2 protein-coding genes are annotated in these 19,871 nt (G+C 65.6%); both read right to left on the reverse strand.

Features of this window, described 5'->3' with window-relative positions:
• Positions 1–63: 63 nt before the first annotated feature.
• Complete coding sequence (locus CH294_RS01075) at positions 64–13,782, reverse strand: non-ribosomal peptide synthetase (protein WP_094736745.1); 13,719 nt, start codon at positions 13,780–13,782, stop codon at positions 64–66.
• A gap of 197 nt (positions 13,783–13,979) precedes the next feature.
• Complete coding sequence (locus CH294_RS01080) at positions 13,980–19,835, reverse strand: non-ribosomal peptide synthetase (RefSeq protein WP_249304966.1); 5,856 nt, start codon at positions 19,833–19,835, stop codon at positions 13,980–13,982.
• Positions 19,836–19,871 lie beyond the last annotated feature (36 nt).

Here is a 19,871-nt window from a genome sequence, read left to right on the forward strand (position 1 = left end):
CACGGTCCTACGGCGCAAGTCGACTCCGGGGCCGCCCATCACGGCCTCCGGCTCGACCGACATTCACCGCTCGGCGGCGTCCATCGCTGTGTCGAGTGCCCGTCCGACCACCACCAGCGACTCTGCTGAAGTCATGTTCGCGTGCGTGGCCTCGACATCGACGTTCTCGATGGTGCCGCCCACATACGGCGACCAGAGCAGCGCCGCGTCGCCTGCGGACGGGTGATCTCGGACTGCTGAGAAGAACAGCAGATCTCCCTCGAGTGCCACCGGCGAGTAGCCGTTGATCTTCGTCGCACTCGCGAGAGCGTCCTCGTACAGCGTCGACACCTGTAGCTCGTCGAACATGTCCAGTTCGGCCAGCACGAGATCGACGACCTGCCGGCGAGTGGCCTCGCTGCGCAAGTCGGTGAGCTCCCCCGCCCCACCGATCCCGAGCGCGCGCAGATTGTCCGCGAACTCTTCGGCGAACACCGCCTCGTCGACGGTGGGGAGACTGTCGAGCATCGCTACGACGCCGACTTCGTGACCGGCAGCTCGCAGTGCAACAGCTACCGCGTGAGCAAGGACGCCACCGAAGGACCACCCCAGAAGATGGATGGGTCCGGTCGGCTGCACGCGAACGATCTCCCGTGCGTACAACTCGGCCTGCTCCACCATGGTGCGCATCGAGTCCGATGCGTCGCGCAACTGCGGAAGCTGCACGCCGTAGATGGGGCGTCCCGGTGCAGTGGTCTCGGCCAACGCGGCATAGTTCCACGCCAGCCCGATCATCGGATGAATACAGAACAACGCCGGACGGTCGCCACCGGCTCGGATGGGAAGTATCGCCGCCAGCGGATCTGCGGCAGCACCGCCCGCTGCCGAACCCGCCGCCTCGTGGATCCGACGCGCGAGCAGCTCGACGGTGGGCTCGGTCAAGACCCACTGCACCTGCACCGCCGACCCGCACCGCGATCGGATCCGAGCCGCGAGCTTCGCAGCGAGCAACGAATTACCGCCCAGCTCGAAGAATCTGTCGTCGAGCCCGACGTCGTCGAGCCCGAGCACGTCGGCCACCGAGGCAGCCACATCCGCTTCGAGATCTGTGGTCGGCGCGCGAAACTCGATCCGGCGCACCTGCGGGTCCGGTAGTGCGCGACGATCGAGCTTGCCGTTGACCGTCAACGGCAACGACTCGAGGACCATCAGGGCGTCGGGAACCATGTACGACGCCAGGCTCTGCGCGGCGTGCCCGCGCACATGATCGAGATCCACGGACCCGTCGTCGGGCACCACGTATCCGACGAGTCGGGATCCGAGGTGCTCGTCCTCGCGGACGATGGCGACAGCCTGCGCCACACCGGGTGCGGACCGAAGCGCTGCTTCGACCTCGCCGAGCTCGATCCTGAAGCCACGCAATTGCACCTGCGAGTCCGCCCGACCGACATAGTCGAGGGTGCCCTGCGGCGTCCACTGCGCCAGATCGCCGGTGCGGTACATACGCGCGCCGACGCCCTGGAACGGATTCGCGACGAATCGTCCTACCGTCAGTCCTGCACGTCCGAGGTACCCACGCGCGAGCTGCACTCCGAAGACATAGACCTCGCCCACCACTCCGACCGGCACTGGACGCAGACCCTGATCGAGGACGTAGGTTCCGAGGCCGTCGATCGCGGTCCCGATCGGGTGTCGGACGTTCTCGTCGACACCACGGACCTCATGATGTGTCACGTGCACCGTGGTCTCGGTGATCCCGTACATGTTGCTCAGAAGCGGCGCATCGACTCCGTGCGCGTCGAACCATCCGGTGAGCTTGCTCGGGTCAAGGGCCTCGCCGCCGAACACGATGTGCCGCAACGACGTCGGAGACGACGACGCGGCCCGCTCGGCATCGACGAACTGATAGAACGCCGATGGCGTCTGGCTGAGCATCGTCACGCCCTCGCGCGCCACGAGCTCGACGAACTCCCGAGGCGACCGGGACGTGGCATGATCCACCACCACCAGAGTGCCGCCGTGCAACAACGGTCCCCAGATCTCCCACACGGAGAAGTCGAACGCGAACGAGTGGAACATCGTCCACACGTCACTCGGTCCGAAGTCGAATGTCCGATCGGTGTTGCGGAACAGCCGTACGACGTTCTCGTTGGGTATCGCAACGCCTTTCGGCGTGCCGGTGGACCCGGAGGTGTAGATGACGTACGCGAGATCGGCACCACTGCGCGCCGTATCGGGTCGGGTCACCGAAGCCTGCTCGGTCGCACCCGCACCCTCCCACGCGATGACCGGCACACCGAATTCGGCGTACGACGCCCCGCCGTCGCGGTCCGTCAGTACACACGTCGGACGTGCATCCTCGATCATGAAGCGCGCCCGGTCGAGCGGCAGCGACGTGTCGACGGGGAGGTAGCCGGCACCGGACTTCAGTACGGCCAGCAAGCCGACGATCAGCTCGATACCGCGGGGAAGCGCTATGGCAACCAAGGTTTCCCGTCCCGCACCGGCGTCGACGAGCGTGCCGACCAGCTTCTCGGCTCGTACGTCGAGCTCGCGGTAGGTCACGCGTTCGTCACCGAAGACCACGGCGACAGCGTCGGGTGCGGCCAGTACCTGCTTCTCGAACAGGGAGATCAGCGACTCGTCCCCCGCCTCGGAATCGAGCTCGGCTGAAACGGTTTCCGTCACACCGTTCCAGGTCTGCAGCACCTCCGTCCGCTCGGCACCGTCGAGAATGTCGATGGAACCGGCCTTGTCGGCTCCGTTCGATCCGTCGGCGACGGAGTCCAGTACCCGGGCAAATCTCGTCGTCATCGATTCCGCGGCGTCGGCGTCGACCAGATCGGCTCGATACTTCAGCGTGAAGGTGATCTCGGCGTCGGCTACGACCACCAGGGTCAACGGGTAGTGAGTTGCGTCCTTGGTGTCGACACCGACGACGCTCATCCCGTCGATCGAGCTCGCCGCGGACAAACCGGACTTGTCGATCGGGTACGACTCGAACACCACCAGGGTGTCGAACACTGCTCCCGAGCCGACCGCCTGCTGGATATCGGTCAGACCCACGTAATGATGATCGAGAAGTTCCGCCTGCTCCCTCTGCGTGCGGTGCACCAGATCCTCGATGCTCGAGTTCGCGTCCTGGGTGAAGCGGACCGGAACGGTGTTGATGAACAGCCCGACCATCGATTCGATGCCGTCGAGCTCAGCCGGACGACCGGACACCGTGGTTCCGAACACGACATCGGCGCGAGTCAGCAAGCGCGAGAGCAGAACTCCCCACGCCACCTGAACCAGAGTGTTCATCGTGACGCCCAGTTCCGACGCGCGGTCCGACAACCGAGCGGCGTCCGCACCGCTGAGGACGAATCTCTTCTCGGCTACAGCAGGAGAGCCGGAATCCGCGGAGCCGTGCTGCGAGATCAGCGTCGGGTCGTCCAGTCCCGCGAACGCCCGTCGCCACGCGTCCAGCGAGTCGTCGAGGTCACGCGTGGACAGCCACGCGAGGAAATTGCGGTAAGGACGGACCCTCGGCAGAACGGATGTCTCGCCGCGGGTCGCGTACAGGACCAGCAGATCCTTCATCAAGATGGGCATCGACCAGCCGTCGAGCAGAATGTGGTGGCTGGTCACGCCGAGCGTCCACCGATCGGCGGCCGTGCGGATCAACAAGAACCTGATCAGCGGCGGCGCGGTCATATCGAATCCGAGCGCTTGTTCAGCACTCAGCAACTCGTCCGCAGACGTCGAATCATGTTCGGCAACAGTGAGATCGATTGTTCGCCACGGCACGCGAACCGACTCGACGACGACCTGTACGGCATTGCCGGTCTCGTCGCGCAGGTATGCGGTGCGCAGGTTGGAATACCGTTCGAGAATCCGATCCGCCGCTAGGTGCAGCCGCTCCGCGTCGACGTCGCCGCCGAGGTGCAGCTGGATCTGCGTGGTGTACACGTCGGTCGTGGCCTCGGAGATCGACGCGTGGAACAGCAGTCCGTTCTGCAGCGGCGACAGCGGCCAGATGTCGCGGACCGACGGCAGCTGCGCCTCTACCCGCTCGATGTCGCGCTGAGTCAGCTGCACGAGCGGCAGATCCGACGGGGTCAGACCTCCGGCACCGTCGTGTCGGCCGTGCTCGACGATGGACGTCAGCGCATCTCGCCAGTGCTCGGCCAAGGCGTGAACGTCGGACTCCGACAACAGGGTCGTCGGGAAGCCGAAGTCTGCGGTGAGGCGTCCACCGACCACAACGGCGTTGATGTCGATCGGAGCCATGGCGGGGGCGTCCACGTCGGGCGTCCCGGTGAGGTCACCGAGGTCGCCGGCCGGAATCCACCCGACCTTCTCCATGCCCTCGGGTATGTCGGCCGCCGACACTCGGCCCAGGTAGTTGAAGCTGATCTGCGCGTGCGCTGCCGAGGGTGGTGCGAACGCCGGGTCGCCCATGTACCGCAGCAATCCGTAGCCCAGCCCCTTGTCCGGAATCGATCGCAACTGCTCCTTGACCGACTTCACGACGGCACCGGCAGCGATGCCACCCGAGTAGGCGTCGCCCACGTCGATGGTCTCGAGTTCGAGTCGAACGGGGTAGATGCCGGTGAACCAGCCGACCGTACGGGACAGATCGGCCCCTGGGGCCAGCGACTCCTCGCGACCGTGACCCTCGAGTCTGATCAGAACCGACGAGGACCCCGTGCCCCGCTCGTCACGCCAGCGGGCCACGGCGAGCGAGAGTGCGGCGAGGAGAACATCGTCGACACCGGCGTTGAAGGCAGTGGGGATCGCCGTCGTCACGGCCTCGGTCGTGGCCTCGTCCACCTCGATGTGCACCTTGCGCACAGTCGATGCCAAGTCCACCGCGGGGTCGAAGGGGCGCGTACCGACGGGCACCTCGATCCGGTCCAGAACCGAAGTCCAGTAGGGCAATTCGGCTCGACGATTGTCGGAACCCGCATTGTCGACCAATGCGTGCGCCCACCGCCGGAACGACGTGCCGACCGCATCGAGTGTCGGTACCGACCCCGCGGACACCTGCAGCCAGGCAGAAATCAGATCGGGAACGATGATGCGCCAGGACACGCCGTCGACGACGAGGTGGTGGGCAGCGACGATGAGCCTGCCCGTGTCGTCGGTTCGTTCTCCGGAGGGTGACGTCGGATCGAGCCACGCGAACTCGACGACTCGTCCGGCCGCCGGGTCCAGCCGACTCAGCGCACCCTCGAGTGCCGACGCAGCGAGGGTCAGACGACCATCGTCATCGAGGGCCGGATCGACGGCCGTGCGCGTGACGGCCGCTGCGACATCGACACTGCCGTGCTCGCGCGTGCGCAACACCCACGCACCGTCGACGTCGCGTTGCAGTACCGCGCGCAACATGTCGTGGCGATCGATCACGGCGGTGAGGGTGGCGACTATCTGGCTCTCGGTGATGCCGGCAGGAAGCTCGAGAGCGAGGTTCTGGGTGAACCGATCGAAGCCACCGGCGCGCTCGACCATGAAGCCGACGGCCGGGGTCAGCGGAATCGTCCCCACTCCGCCGCCGGTAAGTTCCTCGAGTACCTCGGCGGCACCGGATTCCACGATCTCGGCCAGTGCGGCAACGGTTCTGAGCTCGAACACGTCCCGCGGTCCGAAGTTCAGGCCGCGAGCGCGAGCGCGCGAGACCAGCTGGATGGACACGATGCTGTCACCGCCGAGGGCGAAGAACGAGTCGTCCACGCCCACGGTGTCGACACCGAGTACCTCCGCGAACACCTCGCTCAGGGCGCGCTCGGTGTCGGTGGTCGGTTCGCGACCTGCAGTGGTCTCGAACACCGGTTCCGGCAACGCGTTTCGGTCGAGTTTGCCCACCGGGGTCAGCGGCACTTCGTCCACCACGACGACGGCCGAGGGCACCATGTGTGCAGGAAGAGATTCACCGACGTGCTCACGAACGTCGGCGGCGTCGATGTGAGCTCCCGGCTGCAAGCGCACGTAGGACACGAGGGCGGTGCCGCCGGAGGCAAGCGTCCGCCCGAGGGTGGCCACGAAGTCGACGCCCGGGTAGGTGGCGACGACGGAGTCGATCTCACCGAGCTCGATGCGGAATCCGCGGATCTTGACCTGGAAGTCCGAGCGGCCCACGTACTCGATCACGTTACTGCCGTTGCTCTTTCGCCAGCGTACGACGTCACCCGTTCGGTACATCCGGTCTCCGGCGTCGCCGAACGGATTCGCGACGAAACGCTCGGCCGTCAGCCCGTGCCGCCGGAGATATCCCCGGGAGAGCTGCACACCGGCGAGGTAGAGCTCGCCGGTGACGCCGAGCGGTACCGGGCGCAGGCGTGAATCCAGGACGTACGATGCCATTCCCCGGATGGGCCCGCCGATGGACATCAGGTCGCCGGGGCTCAGAGCGTCGCTGATGTTGGTCATGATGGTGGTCTCGGTCGGGCCGTAGCCGTTGAAGAACCGAACGTGAGTGGACCAGCGCTGCACCAGCTCCGGCGAGCACTGCTCGCCGCCGGCGATCACGACCTCGAGACCGGTCACCGCGTCGGGATCGATCGAGGCCAGAACCGTCGGAGTCAGGAACGTGTGCGTTACCGACTCCCGCGTGATCAGCGCCTCCAGCTCGCCGCCGCCGTATGTGCGCGGTGGCGCGATCACCAGGGTGGACGCGGAGGCAACCGCGAGAAGCAGTTCGAGAACCGACGCGTCGAAACTGGGCGACGCGAAGTGAAGCGCGCGGGATTGCTCGGTCAGCCTGTATCGCTCTCTCTGCTCGGCCGCGAAGTTGGCCAGGCCGCGATGCGTGACCACCACGCCCTTGGGCTTTCCGGTGGAGCCGGAGGTGTAGATGACGTACGCGGCGTCGTCGGTCTGCGCACGGTCGACCGAATCAGGCTGCACCACTGAGGTGTTCGACTGCGCGAGTGCGTCGACGACGATCCAGTCCACCTCGGTCGGCAGTGAGTCGACGACATCCGATGTCGTGAGCCCGATCCGTACGCCGGAGTCGCTGAGCATGAAGCGAACTCGATCGTCCGGGTAGTCGGGATCGACGGGCACGAAGGCCGCGCCGGATGTAGTCACAGCCCACACTGCGGTCACCGACGAGATGCCGCGGCGGGTGGCGACAGCCACTGCGGTGCCGGGTCCGACACCGCGACCCCGCAGAATCTCCGCGATGGCGGCGGACGTCTCGTCGAGCTCGCGATAGGTCACCTGGTTGCTGCCCTGCGCCAGTGCAGTTCCGTCCGGGTTCGCCGCGACGGCATCGGCCATCAGATCCGCAAGGGTTCGTGGGGCGACGGTTCCCACCGGCCCGTGCAGCAGATCCTGCACCTCGCTGGGTGCCGACAACTCGATATCGCCCACCACCGTCTCGGGATCGGCCGCAACGGCGGCCAGCACCCGTACGAGCCGCGCCGAGATCTCGTCGACGGTGTCGGCATCGAACAAGTCTGTGGCGTAGGTGATCACGCCTGCCATGCCGTCGGCGGTGCCGTCGGGCCGGGCTTGTTCGGACAGCGTGAACTGCATGTCGAACTTTGCGCTCGTGTCCTCGATGTCGACACCGGCGATCGTCAGATCGGGCAGCGTCAGAGAACTCGTAGCCGGGTTCTGGAACGAGAGCGCAATCTGGAACAGGGGGTGCCGAGACTGCGAACGTTCGGGGTTCAGCTGTTCCACCAGACGCTCGAACGGCACATCGGCATGCGCGAAGGCCTCGAGGTCCGCGTGCCGCACGGTGTTCAGAACGGTCGCGAACCGGCTGCTCGGCTGCACGTCGGTCCGCAGCACGAGCGTGTTGACGAACATCCCGACGAGGTCGTCCAGGGCGGCGTCCCCACGGCCTGCGATCGGCGTACCGATCACGACGTCGTCGGTGGCCGCCAATCGTGCCAACAGCACGGCGAGCGCTGCGTGGACCACCATGAACAGCGTCGAACCACTCTCGCGTGCGACCCGGCCGAGGGAGGCGTGCAGCGAGGCGTCGATCTCGAAACGAGCCGCCGCTCCCCTGTTGCTGATCACCGGTGGACGAGGTCGGTCCGTGGGTAGATCCACTCGATCGGGAATTCCTGCCAGCGTCCGAGTCCAGAAGTCCAACTGCTTCGAGAGCACCGACTCCGGGTCGGTCTCCTCGCCCAGTACGCGACGCTGCCACAGGGTGTAGTCCGCATACTGCACAGCCAGATCCGACCAGCCCGGGGCGGATCCCGCCGTGCGAGCCGAATACGCCACCGCAAGATCCCGCGCGAGCGGCCCCATCGAGAATGCGTCACCGCTGATGTGGTGCACCACCACGGCCAGTACGTGCTCGCGCTCACCCAGCCGGTAGAGCCACGCTCTCAGCGGTACCTGGATCGTCACATCGAACGGCATGCTCATGGCGTCGGTCAGAACCGCGACGAGTTCGTCCGGCCGGACTGCAATGGGCGTGAGGTCGGGCACCTCGATGCCGTCGGTCACCACCGATTGCCGTGCCCGACCGTCGGTTTCGGGATACAGCGTCCGCAGCGACTCGTGTCGATGCACGATGTCGGATACCGCACCCTGTAGCGCAGCCACATCCAGATCACCGGTCAGCGAAATCGCCAACGGCAGATTGTCGGCGGCCGAGGTGGTGTCGAACTGGTTGAGGAACCACATCCGCTGCTGTGCGTACGACAGCGGGATCTCCGCCGGACGCTCGACCGGCTCGAGCTTCGGAACGGATCGCTCGGACGACAACGCCGAGACCGCCGCAGCGAAGGCGGCGACAGTGGAGGCCTCGAACAGCGCTCGAACCGGAACGCGCCATCCGGCGGCAACCCCCACTCGTGCGACGAGGCGGGTGGCGATGAGAGAGTTCCCGCCCAGATCGAAGAAATCGTCGTCGAGTCCGACGCGCTCGACACCCAGAACATCGCCGAACGAAGCCGCGACGATCTCCTCCACCGGTGTCGACGGTGCCCGGTACTGCCGGGTATCGATCGACGGGGACGGTAGTGCGCGACGGTCCAACTTGCCGCTCGAGTTCAACGGCAGTTCGCCGAGGACAACGACGGCACTCGGAATCATGTACGCGGGCAACAAGTTCTTGGCGAACTCGGTCACAGATGCACGATCGGGTGCGGCACCGACCGTCGGCACCACGTAGGCCACGAGCTGATCACCGGTGGCCGTCGGCACCACCAGCACGACGGCCTGGCTGACATCGGCAGAGGTGAGCAGCGCAGATTCGATGTCGCCGAGTTCGATGCGCTGGCCGCGGAACTTGACCTGGAAATCGCTGCGCCCGATGTAGTCGAGCACGCCGTCGGGTCGACGGCGAACCAGGTCGCCGGTTCGATACATCCGAGTGCCGGAACCGCTCACGTCGGCGACGAACCGGTCCGATGTCAGATCCGGACGGGCGACGTAGCCCCGAGCGAGTTGGTCGCCGACCAGATACAGCTCGCCCTGCACACCTGCCGGCACAGGGTGAAGGCGTCGGTCGAGTACCAGTGCACCGACGTTCCATTCGGCGACACCGATGGGTATCGAACCACGCGAATCCGGCTCCGCGCGATGCTGAGTCACCGACACCGCGGCCTCGGTAGGCCCGTAGAGATTGTGGACGCGAGCAGTGCTGACGCGACCGAAATCGGTCACGGTCTCCGGCGGCAACGCCTCACCGATGACGAAGATGTCGCGCAGTGTGGCGCATTCGGCGGTGCGTGCGTGCGCAGCGAACACGGTGAGCATGGACGGCACGAAGTCCGTGAGTGTCACCCCGTGCCGGGCGATCGAGGCCGAGATGTACTCGGGATCGCGATGCCCGTCCGGCGTCGCGAGAACGATGCGGCCCCCGGTACGCAGCGGCAAGAAGAAGCCCCACACCGACACGTCGAAGGTGGTTGCGGTCTTCTGGAAATAGACGTCGGTGTCCGCCACTTCGTACTGTGCCGTCATCCACGCCAGCTGGTTCTCGACCGCGTGGTGGGACACCGCGACGCCCTTGGGGTTTCCGGTCGAGCCGGAGGTGAAGATGACATAGGCGGGACTGGCTGTGTGCAGGGGGCGCAACTCGTTCGCGCGCAGAGGAGAACCGTCGAGCGCCGGGTCGAGGGTGTCGATCGCGATGGACTCCGGCACCGTCTCGTGCCCGCTGGTCTCGTCGGGTTCGATGTCGGCGGCGCTGGTGAGCAGACACAACGGCGCCGCCGTGCCGAGGATGTGGGCTCGGCGTTCGCTCGGGAGATCAGGATCGATCGGCACGTAGGCGCCGCCCGCTCGAACTACGGCGTAGATCGCCACGAGCAGGTCGATCGAGCGCCTGATGGACACGGCGACGAGCACCTCGGGGCCGACACCGCGCGAGATCAGATGCCGCGCAAGCGCATTGACTCGGTGGTCGAACTCCGCGTAGGTCAGGGTGACGTCCTCGAACGTCACCGCCGGCGAATCGGGTGTTACGGATACCTGTCGCACGTAGGCGTCCAGGATCGATCGGTCCGGCACCGCGACTGCATCGACGGCAGCATGTTCGGTGGACAGTGCCCGCTCGGCGGCGTCGAGCAGATCCACATCGCCGACCGGAAGTGTCGGCGCATCGACGAGTCGAGCGAGCAGCAGGACGAAGCGGTGTGCGATTCCACGTACCGTCGCCTCGTCGAACAGATCCGCCGCATAGGTGAACGTGCCCGCGAGCGCGTGCTCCTCGGTACCTGCGGCGCGATCCTCCAGGACCAGTTGCAGGTCGAACTTCGCGACCACCTCACCGAAGTCCAGCGGGGAGACCGTCAGCTCCGGCAGCTCGAGTGTGCCTGTGGGCTGGTTCTGGAAGAACAGAGCCACCTGGAACAGCGGGTGGCGGTCGCCGGAGCGAACGGGGTCGAGCACCTCGACCAAACGCTCGAACGGAAGGTCGGCGTGCGCGAATGCCTGTAGATCGGCTTCGCGAACCTGGGAAAGCAGGTCCGAGAATGTGCGGGACGCGTCGACCGCGGTGCGCAGAACGAGGGTGTTGACGAACATTCCGATCACGTCGTCGAGCGCCTGCTCACCTCGACCGGCGATCGGCGATCCGACGACGACGTCTGGGGAATCGGACAAGCGGGCGAGGAGCACCGCGAAAGCGGCGTGTACCACCATGAACGGGGTGGCCCCGTGCTCGCGAGCCAGACGCCCGATCGCCGCCGTCGACGCCGCGTCGATGTCGAATCCGAGTACCCGACCGACTCCGGACGGATCGAGTGGACGGCTACGGTCGGTCGGCAGGTCGAGCTGATCCGGCAACCCCTCGAGGTTGTCCTTCCAGAACGAAATCTGCTGGTGCGCAACGGAGTCGGGATCGTCGTCGGATCCGAGCACCTCGTGCTGCCACAGCGTGTAATCGGCATACTGCACTGCCAGTGGTTCCCAGCCGGGTGCAGTCCCCGCGCTGCGAGCGGCGTAGGCGGTCATGATGTCTCGCACCATCGGTGCGACGGACGAGCCATCGGCGGTGATGTGGTGGGCCACCAGCACGAAGACGTAGTGATCGGTGCCCAGATGCAACAGGCGCAACCGCACCGGGACCTGCTGGGTCACATCGAAGCCCGCGAAAGCCAGCTCCTGAACCCGACGCGCGACCGCATCGGCCCCGATCGTTTCGATCTCGAGCGTGACTCCACTCTCGACCGCGTCCCGCACCATCTGGTACCCGATCCCGTCGACCTCGGGGTAGTACGTGCGCAGAGATTCGTGACGATCGACGACATCGTCGATCGCGGAGGACAGCGCCGGGACGTCGAGAATTCCTTGCAGTTCGATGGCGGCCGGGATGTTGTTCGCTCCCGACGCGGTATCGAAGCGGTTGAGGAACCACATCCGCCGCTGAGCCAGCGACAGTGGGATCCGCTCGGGCCGCTCCCTCGTCGCCAGCACCGGCTGCGGTCGGCTCGCGGCGTTGTCGCCATCGGACGAGGCATTCTCCACGCGGGCGGCGAGGGATTGCACCGTCGAGAACTCGAAGACGGTGCGTGCCGGCACTCGGGTTCCGGTCGCAGCTCCGAGACGTGCGGCCAATTGCGTTGCGATCAGGGAGTTTCCGCCGAGCTCGAAGAAGTCGTCGTCGGCACCGACTCGGTCCATGCCGAGCAGCTCGCCGAAGATCTGCGCGACGGTGATTTCGGAGGGCGTCGACGGGGAACGGAACTCTGCCGCGGCGAAGACCGGAGCGGGCAACGCGGCCCGATCCAGCTTTCCGACCGGCGTCAACGGGATCGAGTCGAGTGCGATGATCATCGACGGAACCATGTGTCGCGGAAGATGTTGTGCCGCAACCGAAAGAAGTGCTCGCTCGTCGAACTCCGACGTCGCCTCGGGCAGTACGTACGAGACGAGGGCGGTGGACTTCGACGGTGTCTCGCGGCCGACCGTCACGGCGAATTCGACGCTCTCGTCGGCTGACAGAACGGCATCGATCTCACCGAGTTCGACGCGGAAGCCGCGAATTTTGACCTGAAAGTCGTTGCGGCCGATGTATTCGACCACTCGCTCGCCCTCGACCACCCGCCAGCGCACGACGTCTCCGGTGCGGTACATCCGCGCACCGTCCTCGCCGAACGGACAGGCGAGGAAGCGATCCGAGGTCAGTCCACGTCGCTGGTGATAGCCGCGGGCAAGTTCCGGCCCGGCCAGGTACAGCTCTCCTGCCACCCCGTCGGGAACCGGGTTCAGGGATGCGTCGAGCACATACGCGCTGACGCCGCGGATGGGCCCGCCGATCGTCACGCGCTCGTTCTCGGCGATCGGCCCGCCGATGTTGGTCATGATCGTCGTCTCGGTCGGCCCGTACCCGTTGAAGAAACGGCGGCCCGGTGCCCATCGGTTCGCCAGCTCGGGCGGGCAGGCCTCGCCGCCGACGACGACGGTGTGCAGGGTGTCCGTGTCGGCCGGATTCACCGACGCCAATGCTGCTGGGGTGATGAAGGCGTGAGTCACGTTCTGCGCGCGGATGAGCGCAGCCAGATCGTCGCCACCGAGAATCTTCGGAGAGGCGACGACCATGGTCGAACCCCGGCCGATGCTCATCAGGAGTTCGAGTACGGACGCGTCGAAGCTCGGTGATGCGAAGTGCAGCACTCGCGACTGCTCGGTGAGCGAGTAGCGATCGATCTGCTCCTCGCAGAAGTTGCTCAGTCCGGCGTGGGTGACGACGACGCCCTTCGGCAGACCGGTCGATCCGGAGGTGTAGATCATGTATGCCGGATGCGTCGGCTCCAGGGCCCGCACCCGATCCTCCGCGGTGACGGGCTCGCTGGACAGTTCGTCGAGACGCCGAGTCATGTCACTGTCGTCGATCACCAGCCACTCGACCTCCGCGGGCAGATCGTCGCGCACCGCGCCGACGGACAACCCCAGCAGCACGCCGGAGTCGGACACCATGTGCCGCACCCGGTCGGCCGGGTAGGTCGGATCGATCGGCACGAATGCCGCGCCGGTCTTGGCCACCGCCCACAGCGCCATGACGGACAGGTCGGAGCGCGGAATCGACAGTGCGACGAAGTCCTCGGGACCGACGCCACGCGCGATCAGCACGCGGGCCAGAGCAGCCGATCGAGCATCGAGCTCGGCGTAGGTCCAGATTCGGCTGTCGAACACGAGGGCATCCGAGTCGGGTCCGAGTTCGACTGCCGAGGCCAGCAGCTGAGGCAGAAGAAGCGTGCGGGGGCGTCGACGGCGCACGGGACGCTCACGTCGTGCCGGCCGCTCCCTGGTTCGTGTTTCCCGGCCCCGCTCTCGCGAACCGTTCTCCACCGGGTTACCGCCGCCGGTCGTTCCTGCTGTCCCCGACGTCTCGGTACCCATGAACTGTCGTGCTCCTCACACTCGAACGGCACTCGGGCGTCCGCCGCTCGCCCGATCCAGCCCGGCGGACTATTGACGTCCGACGGTACGCATCACTCGAGATATCGGGTACTTTGCTGGATTCGTTACCCTCGAACTGACGTTGCGTTCAGATGTGAGCTGCCCAGCGATACGACTTCATGCGGTGCCGCTCTCCGTCAGCGAGATATCCATTCGTCGAGCACAGGTCCGATCTCGGCGAGAGCCGACGCCGACGCCATCTGCCAGTGCGTCGAATGAACTTGCGTCACGGTCGGTTTCCCGTCGATGAACTCGGTCCACGTCGATGCACCGGCAACACCTGTCGGGTCGTCGACGACGGACGCGAAATAGAGCAGCTCACCGTCGAACCGCTCCGGCTCATGGGCCTGCAGCATCGCGGCCGACCGTTCGATTCCGTCGACGATGCCCTGCACCCGCTCTCTGGACAACGCATCGAACGGAGCGGGCATGGTGCGGAGTAGCGCCATGGCGGAATCGACGGTTAGTTCGGACACGTCCGAGTCGTGTTCGGAGTCGATGCCCAACCCGCCGAGCACCTCCCCCGCAGTCACCGTCCGTTCTACGAGATGTGTGGTTCGGGACAGCACGAACGAATCCATCATTGCCAGCGTCGACACCGTCTCCCCGAGCCCTCGCAACTGCACGGCGACCGCATGAGCGATGACGCCGCCCATCGACCACCCCAGCAGGTGGTAGGGCCCGCTGGGCTGAATCTCGCGGATGCGATCGACGAAGATCGATGCCCACTCGTCGATCGAGGCGGGCATCGGGTCGCCGGCCAGCACCGGAGATTGCAGACCGTAGAGGGGCCGGGTGCTGTCGACGTACGGCGCCAATCCGCCGAACGCCCAGGACAGTCCCACGATCGGATGTACACAGAACAGTGGCGTGCCGCTTCCCCCACGCAGTTCGACGACGGTGTCCAGTCCGGTCTCTTCGGCGATCGGAGTATCGGAACGACGCGCCGCATCGATCCGCGACGCCAATGCTGCGACCGAGGAATCGGAGAACAACCACGACACCGGCACCGTCACGCCTTCGAGGGAGCGACCCAACCGGGACACGAGCTTCATTGCCGACAGCGAGTTTCCGCCCAGCGAAAAGAAATCGTCGTCCGACCCGACTCGCTCGACGCCCAGTACATCCGCGAACACCGACGCCACTGCCTCCTCCACCGCGGTGGCAGGAGAACGGAATTCGCGCGCCTCGAACACTGGATCCGGCAACGCTCGGCGATCGAGCTTGCCCGCCGGATTCAGCGGAAGTGACTGCAGGACAACAAAAGCCGACGGCACCATGTACGACGGAACCAGCGAGCCGAGCCTGGTGCGAATATCCTCGGTGTCGAGAACCGCATCGGCTACCGGTACGAGGTACGCAGCCAGAAGGTCACCGGCGACCGAGCCGGAGACCACGACCACCGCCTGACCGACTCCGGGCAACGATGTCAGAGCGGTTTCGATCTCCCCGAGCTCGATGCGCTGACCGCGGAACTTGACCTGGAAGTCGGTACGTCCGATGTACTCGATTCGGCCGTCGCCGAGCATCGACCATCGCACCAGGTCGCCCGTTCGGTACATGCGGTCACCGGCGCTGCCGAACGGATCGGCCACGAACCGTTCGGACGTCAGATCCGGTCGTGCGACATAACCGCGGGCTAATTGCACACCCGCCAGATACAGCTCACCGGGCACCCCGGCAGGAACCGGATGCAGTCGCGAATCCAGAACTCGCACAGCGGTGTTCCATTCCGGAACACCGATCGACACCGAACCGTCGCCGGACGCGGCAACGAGGTCGGCTGCGTCATCGGAGACATCACGATAGGTCACCGACACGGCCGCCTCGGTGGGACCGTAGAGATTGTGCACTCGTGCGTTCGACACGCCGCGGCAGGCCGCCACCGTCCGAGAGGGTAGAGCCTCTCCGATGACGAATACGTGCCGTAGTGTAGATATCGCTTCCGCAGCAACGGATTCCGCGAATACGGTCAACATCGACGGTACAAAATCGGTCACAGTCACTCGATGTCGGGAGATCAAGTCGCCGACGACATCGACCTCGCGCTGCGCACCCGGCGGCGCGATGATCAACTGCCCGCCGGTCCGTAGGGGAAGAAAGAAGCCCCACAGTGACACGTCGAACGTCGTCGCCGTTTTCTGTAGATACACGTCCGATTCGTCGAGTCCGTACTCCTCGGCCATCCAGACCATCTGGTTGACGATGGCCCGATGCTCGACCGCGACACCTTTGGGCCTGCCCGTCGAACCCGAGGTGAACAGGACGTACGCGAGATCGGCGGAGTGGGGACGTCCGAACGTGGGCACAGCATCGATCCGCTCCACCCCGTCGATCAGCAGGACCGGGACTTCACTGGTCGTCGCGAATTCGTCTCTGCTGGTGGACAGTACGACCATCGGATCTGCCGTGGACAGAATGTGATCGTTTCGCTCGATCGGTTGATCGGGATCGAGGGGAACGTAGGCCGCACCGGCGCGCAACACCGCGTACATCCCGACGACCAGTTCGATGGACCGTTTCATGGCCAACCCGACGAGAGCGCCGGGACCGGAGCCGTCCTGATGCAACCGCTGCGCTACGGCATCCACCCGAGCCGAGAACTGGGCGTAGGTGAGCACATCGTCTCCGAAGACAATGGCTACGGCATCCGGAGTCGCGGCGACCTGTCGATCGAATCCGTCGAGCAATAGCTCGTCATCGGGTACATCCGCGTGATCGGTGTCGTTCCACTGCTGCAGGATTCGGTATCGCTCGTTCTCCGGCAGTATCTCGTGGTCGCCGATCGGAGCCTCGGGATTCTCGGTGACAGCATCGAGCAACGCAACCAGCCGTTCCCCGAAGGCGACAACGGTGCCCTCGTCGAACAGGTCGGTCGCATAGAGCAGTTCGCCGGCGAGTCCACCCGCCGATTCCGTGACCGTGACCTGCAGATCGAACTTGGCCGAGAACGCTGCGGCCCCGAACCGCGAGACCGTCAACCCGGGAAGCTCGAACGTTCCCTCGGAGAAATTCTGAAAGAATAGTGCAACCTGCACCAGCGGATGTCGGCTCTGCGATCGCACCGGATCGAGCACCTCGACCAGACGCTCGAACGGCACCTCTGCGTTCTCGAAGGCATCCATGTCGGAGATTCGCACCTGGTCGAGAAGTTGCGCAATCGATCGATCGCCGTCGACCCGCGTCCGCAGGATCACCGTATTGACGAACATGCCGACCAGATCGTCGAGACCGGCATCGCCGCGACCACCGACCGGCGCACCGACGGCGACGTCGGGAGAACCGGACAGCCTCGCAAGCACAACCGCCAACGCCGCGTGTACCACCATGAACGGTGTCGCGTCATGCCTGTGCGCGAGTTCGACGATGCGCGCGTACGTCTCGGGCTCGACGGCGAACTGCGTCAGTCCACCTCGCCCGGACGCCACCCGAGGACGTGGTCGATTCCACGGCAACTGCAGTTGTTCCTGGGTGCCTGCCAATGCAGCTTCCCAGAAGGCGATCTGTTTGGACACCAACGAATTCGGATCGTCCTCGGAACCGAGCATCTCGCGCTGCCACAGTGTGTAGTCGGCGTACTGCACAGCCAGCGGAGGCCAGTTCGGTGCGTCTCCAGCCGCACGAGCCACGTAGGCAGTCATCACATCTCGCGACAGCGGCCCCATGGACAACCCGTCGGCGGAGATGTGATGAGCGACGAAAGCCAACACGAACTCCGGCTCGGATCCGTCCGGGTCCGTGATCTCGAACAGCCGTACCCGAAACGGAATCTCCGTCGTCACGTCGAATCCCCTCGACAGGAACTCACCCACCGCCTCGGGTGCCGACTCGCGTGACGCCGGAACGACCTCCATGGTGACGTCGACACCGGACACGTCGAGAATCTGCTGGAACCCCGTTCCGTCGAGTTCGGGGTACACGGTGCGCAGCGACTCGTGCCGAGCGATCACATCGTCTATCGCCGCGCGCATTGCATCGACGTCGAGCGCGCCGGTCAGAGCCAGAGCCACCGGCACGTTGTTCATCGCCGATGCGGTGTCGAACCGGTTGAGGAACCACATGCGCTGCTGCGCCGGAGAAAGCGGAACATGTTGCGGGCGAGGCCTGGACGAGTCCAGAACGGTCAGCGCGTCGGCCTCGGCCGCATCGATCGACGCGGCCAACGACTCGACGGTGGCATTGTCGAACAGTGCCCGCGGTCGCACTCGGCGCCCGAGCGCTGCGCCGATGCGCGCAGCGGCCTGCGTCGCAAGGAGCGAGTTGCCACCCAGCGAGAAGAACTCGTCGTCGGACCCCACCTCGTCCACACCGAGCAAGTCGGCGAAGACGTCGGCCACGACGATCTCGGTCGGAGTCGTCGGAGCTCGGAACTCGCGCACCGCGAACACCGGTTCCGGTAGGGCACTTCGATCGAGCTTGCCTGCCGGTGTCAGTGGAATCGACTCGAGTATCGTCAGCGTCGTCGGGACCATGTGCGCAGGCAAGTATCTCTTCGCTGCGTCCAGAACCTCATCGACGCCGAGATCCACTCCCGTGTTCGGCAGGACGTAGCCGACCAGTTCGGTTGCACCGGAATCGCGTCGGTGTCCTACGGTCACGGCGAAGTCGACCCCGTCCACGCCCGCGAGCACCGCGTCGATCTCCCCGAGTTCGATGCGAAAGCCTCGCAGCTGAATCTGCGCGTCGTTGCGACCGACGTACTCCACCACAGGTCCGCTGTCGCCCTGTCGCCACCGAACCAGGTCGCCGGTTCGGTACATCCGCGAGTGCGACGGATCGCCCTCTACCGCAAAGGGATTGGCTATGAACCGTTGCGCCGTGAGCCCCGTACGCTCGAGATAGCCGCGGGCCAGTCCCGGCCCACTCATGTACAACTCCCCCACCACGCCCACCGGAACCGGCCGGAGGCGGTCGTCGAGCACATGACTGGCCATACTCTGTGTGGGCGAGCCGATGTCGACGGCTCCGCCGGAGACGAGCGGGGCGGACAGGCTGCAGATGACGGTCGTTTCGGTGGGGCCGTAGGCGTTGTGGAACTGCCGACCACGGGCCCATCGTCCCATCAGCTCCGCGGTGAAGGTTTCCCCTCCGACGGCAAGGGCACGAAGGTCGGGAAGGTCGCCGGAATCCATGGTCGTCAGCGCGGCAGGCGTGATGATCGCGTGAGTGACTCGATGATTCGCCATGATCTCGGTCAATTCCGTTCCGCCGTAGACACCCGACGGAACGATCACCATCATCGACCCGTTCACGATGGAGATCAGCAGTTCCAACACGGAGGCGTCGAAACTGGGTGAGGCGAAATGCATTGTGCGAGAGTCACCGGAGGTCTCGAACGTGTCGTTGACGGTGGCGGCGAGCGGGGCGAGTCCGGCGTGCGTGACCGCGACCCCTTTCGGCCTTCCGGTCGACCCGGACGTGTAGATCACGTAGGCCAGATTGGCGGGAACCGGCTGAGCCAGACGGTCCTGCGGTGCGATCGGCTCTGCCGACAACTGCTCGAGTTGCCGCATTTCGTCGGTCCCGTCCAGTGCGATCCAGGACACTCCGTCGGGCAGCTCGGCCACCCGGTCGGACGTCGTCAGTCCCCATCGAACACCGGAGTCGGTCACCATGTGCTCGATCCGCCCGGGTGGATACCGCAGATCGATCGGCAGGAAGGCTCCGCCGGACTTCGCGACCGCCCATACCGAGGCCACCGATTCGATGGATCGATCGAGTGCGATCGCCACCAGGTGGTCCGGTCCGACGCCGTGAGAGATCAACAGCCGAGCCAACTTCGACGACTGCCCGTCGAGTTCTTCGTACGTAACCGACGTTTCGCCGAAAACGAGCGCGGTACCCGTCGGATTCTTCTCTACCGCTGCCGAGAGCAATGCCGGCAAGGTAGGAACCCGTGCGGGTCGGCTACGGCCCGGTTTCGGACGCCTGACACGTCCCTTCGGTCGCGCTGCCTTACCGGACGTACCGGTCCCCGACCACTCCGAACTCACTGAACACTCCTCATCGGCGGCGCTCCCACACAACCG

It is taken from the genome of Rhodococcus sp. 14-2483-1-1 (genome assembly GCF_002259335.1).
In the GTDB taxonomy this organism is placed as follows: domain Bacteria; phylum Actinomycetota; class Actinomycetes; order Mycobacteriales; family Mycobacteriaceae; genus Rhodococcoides.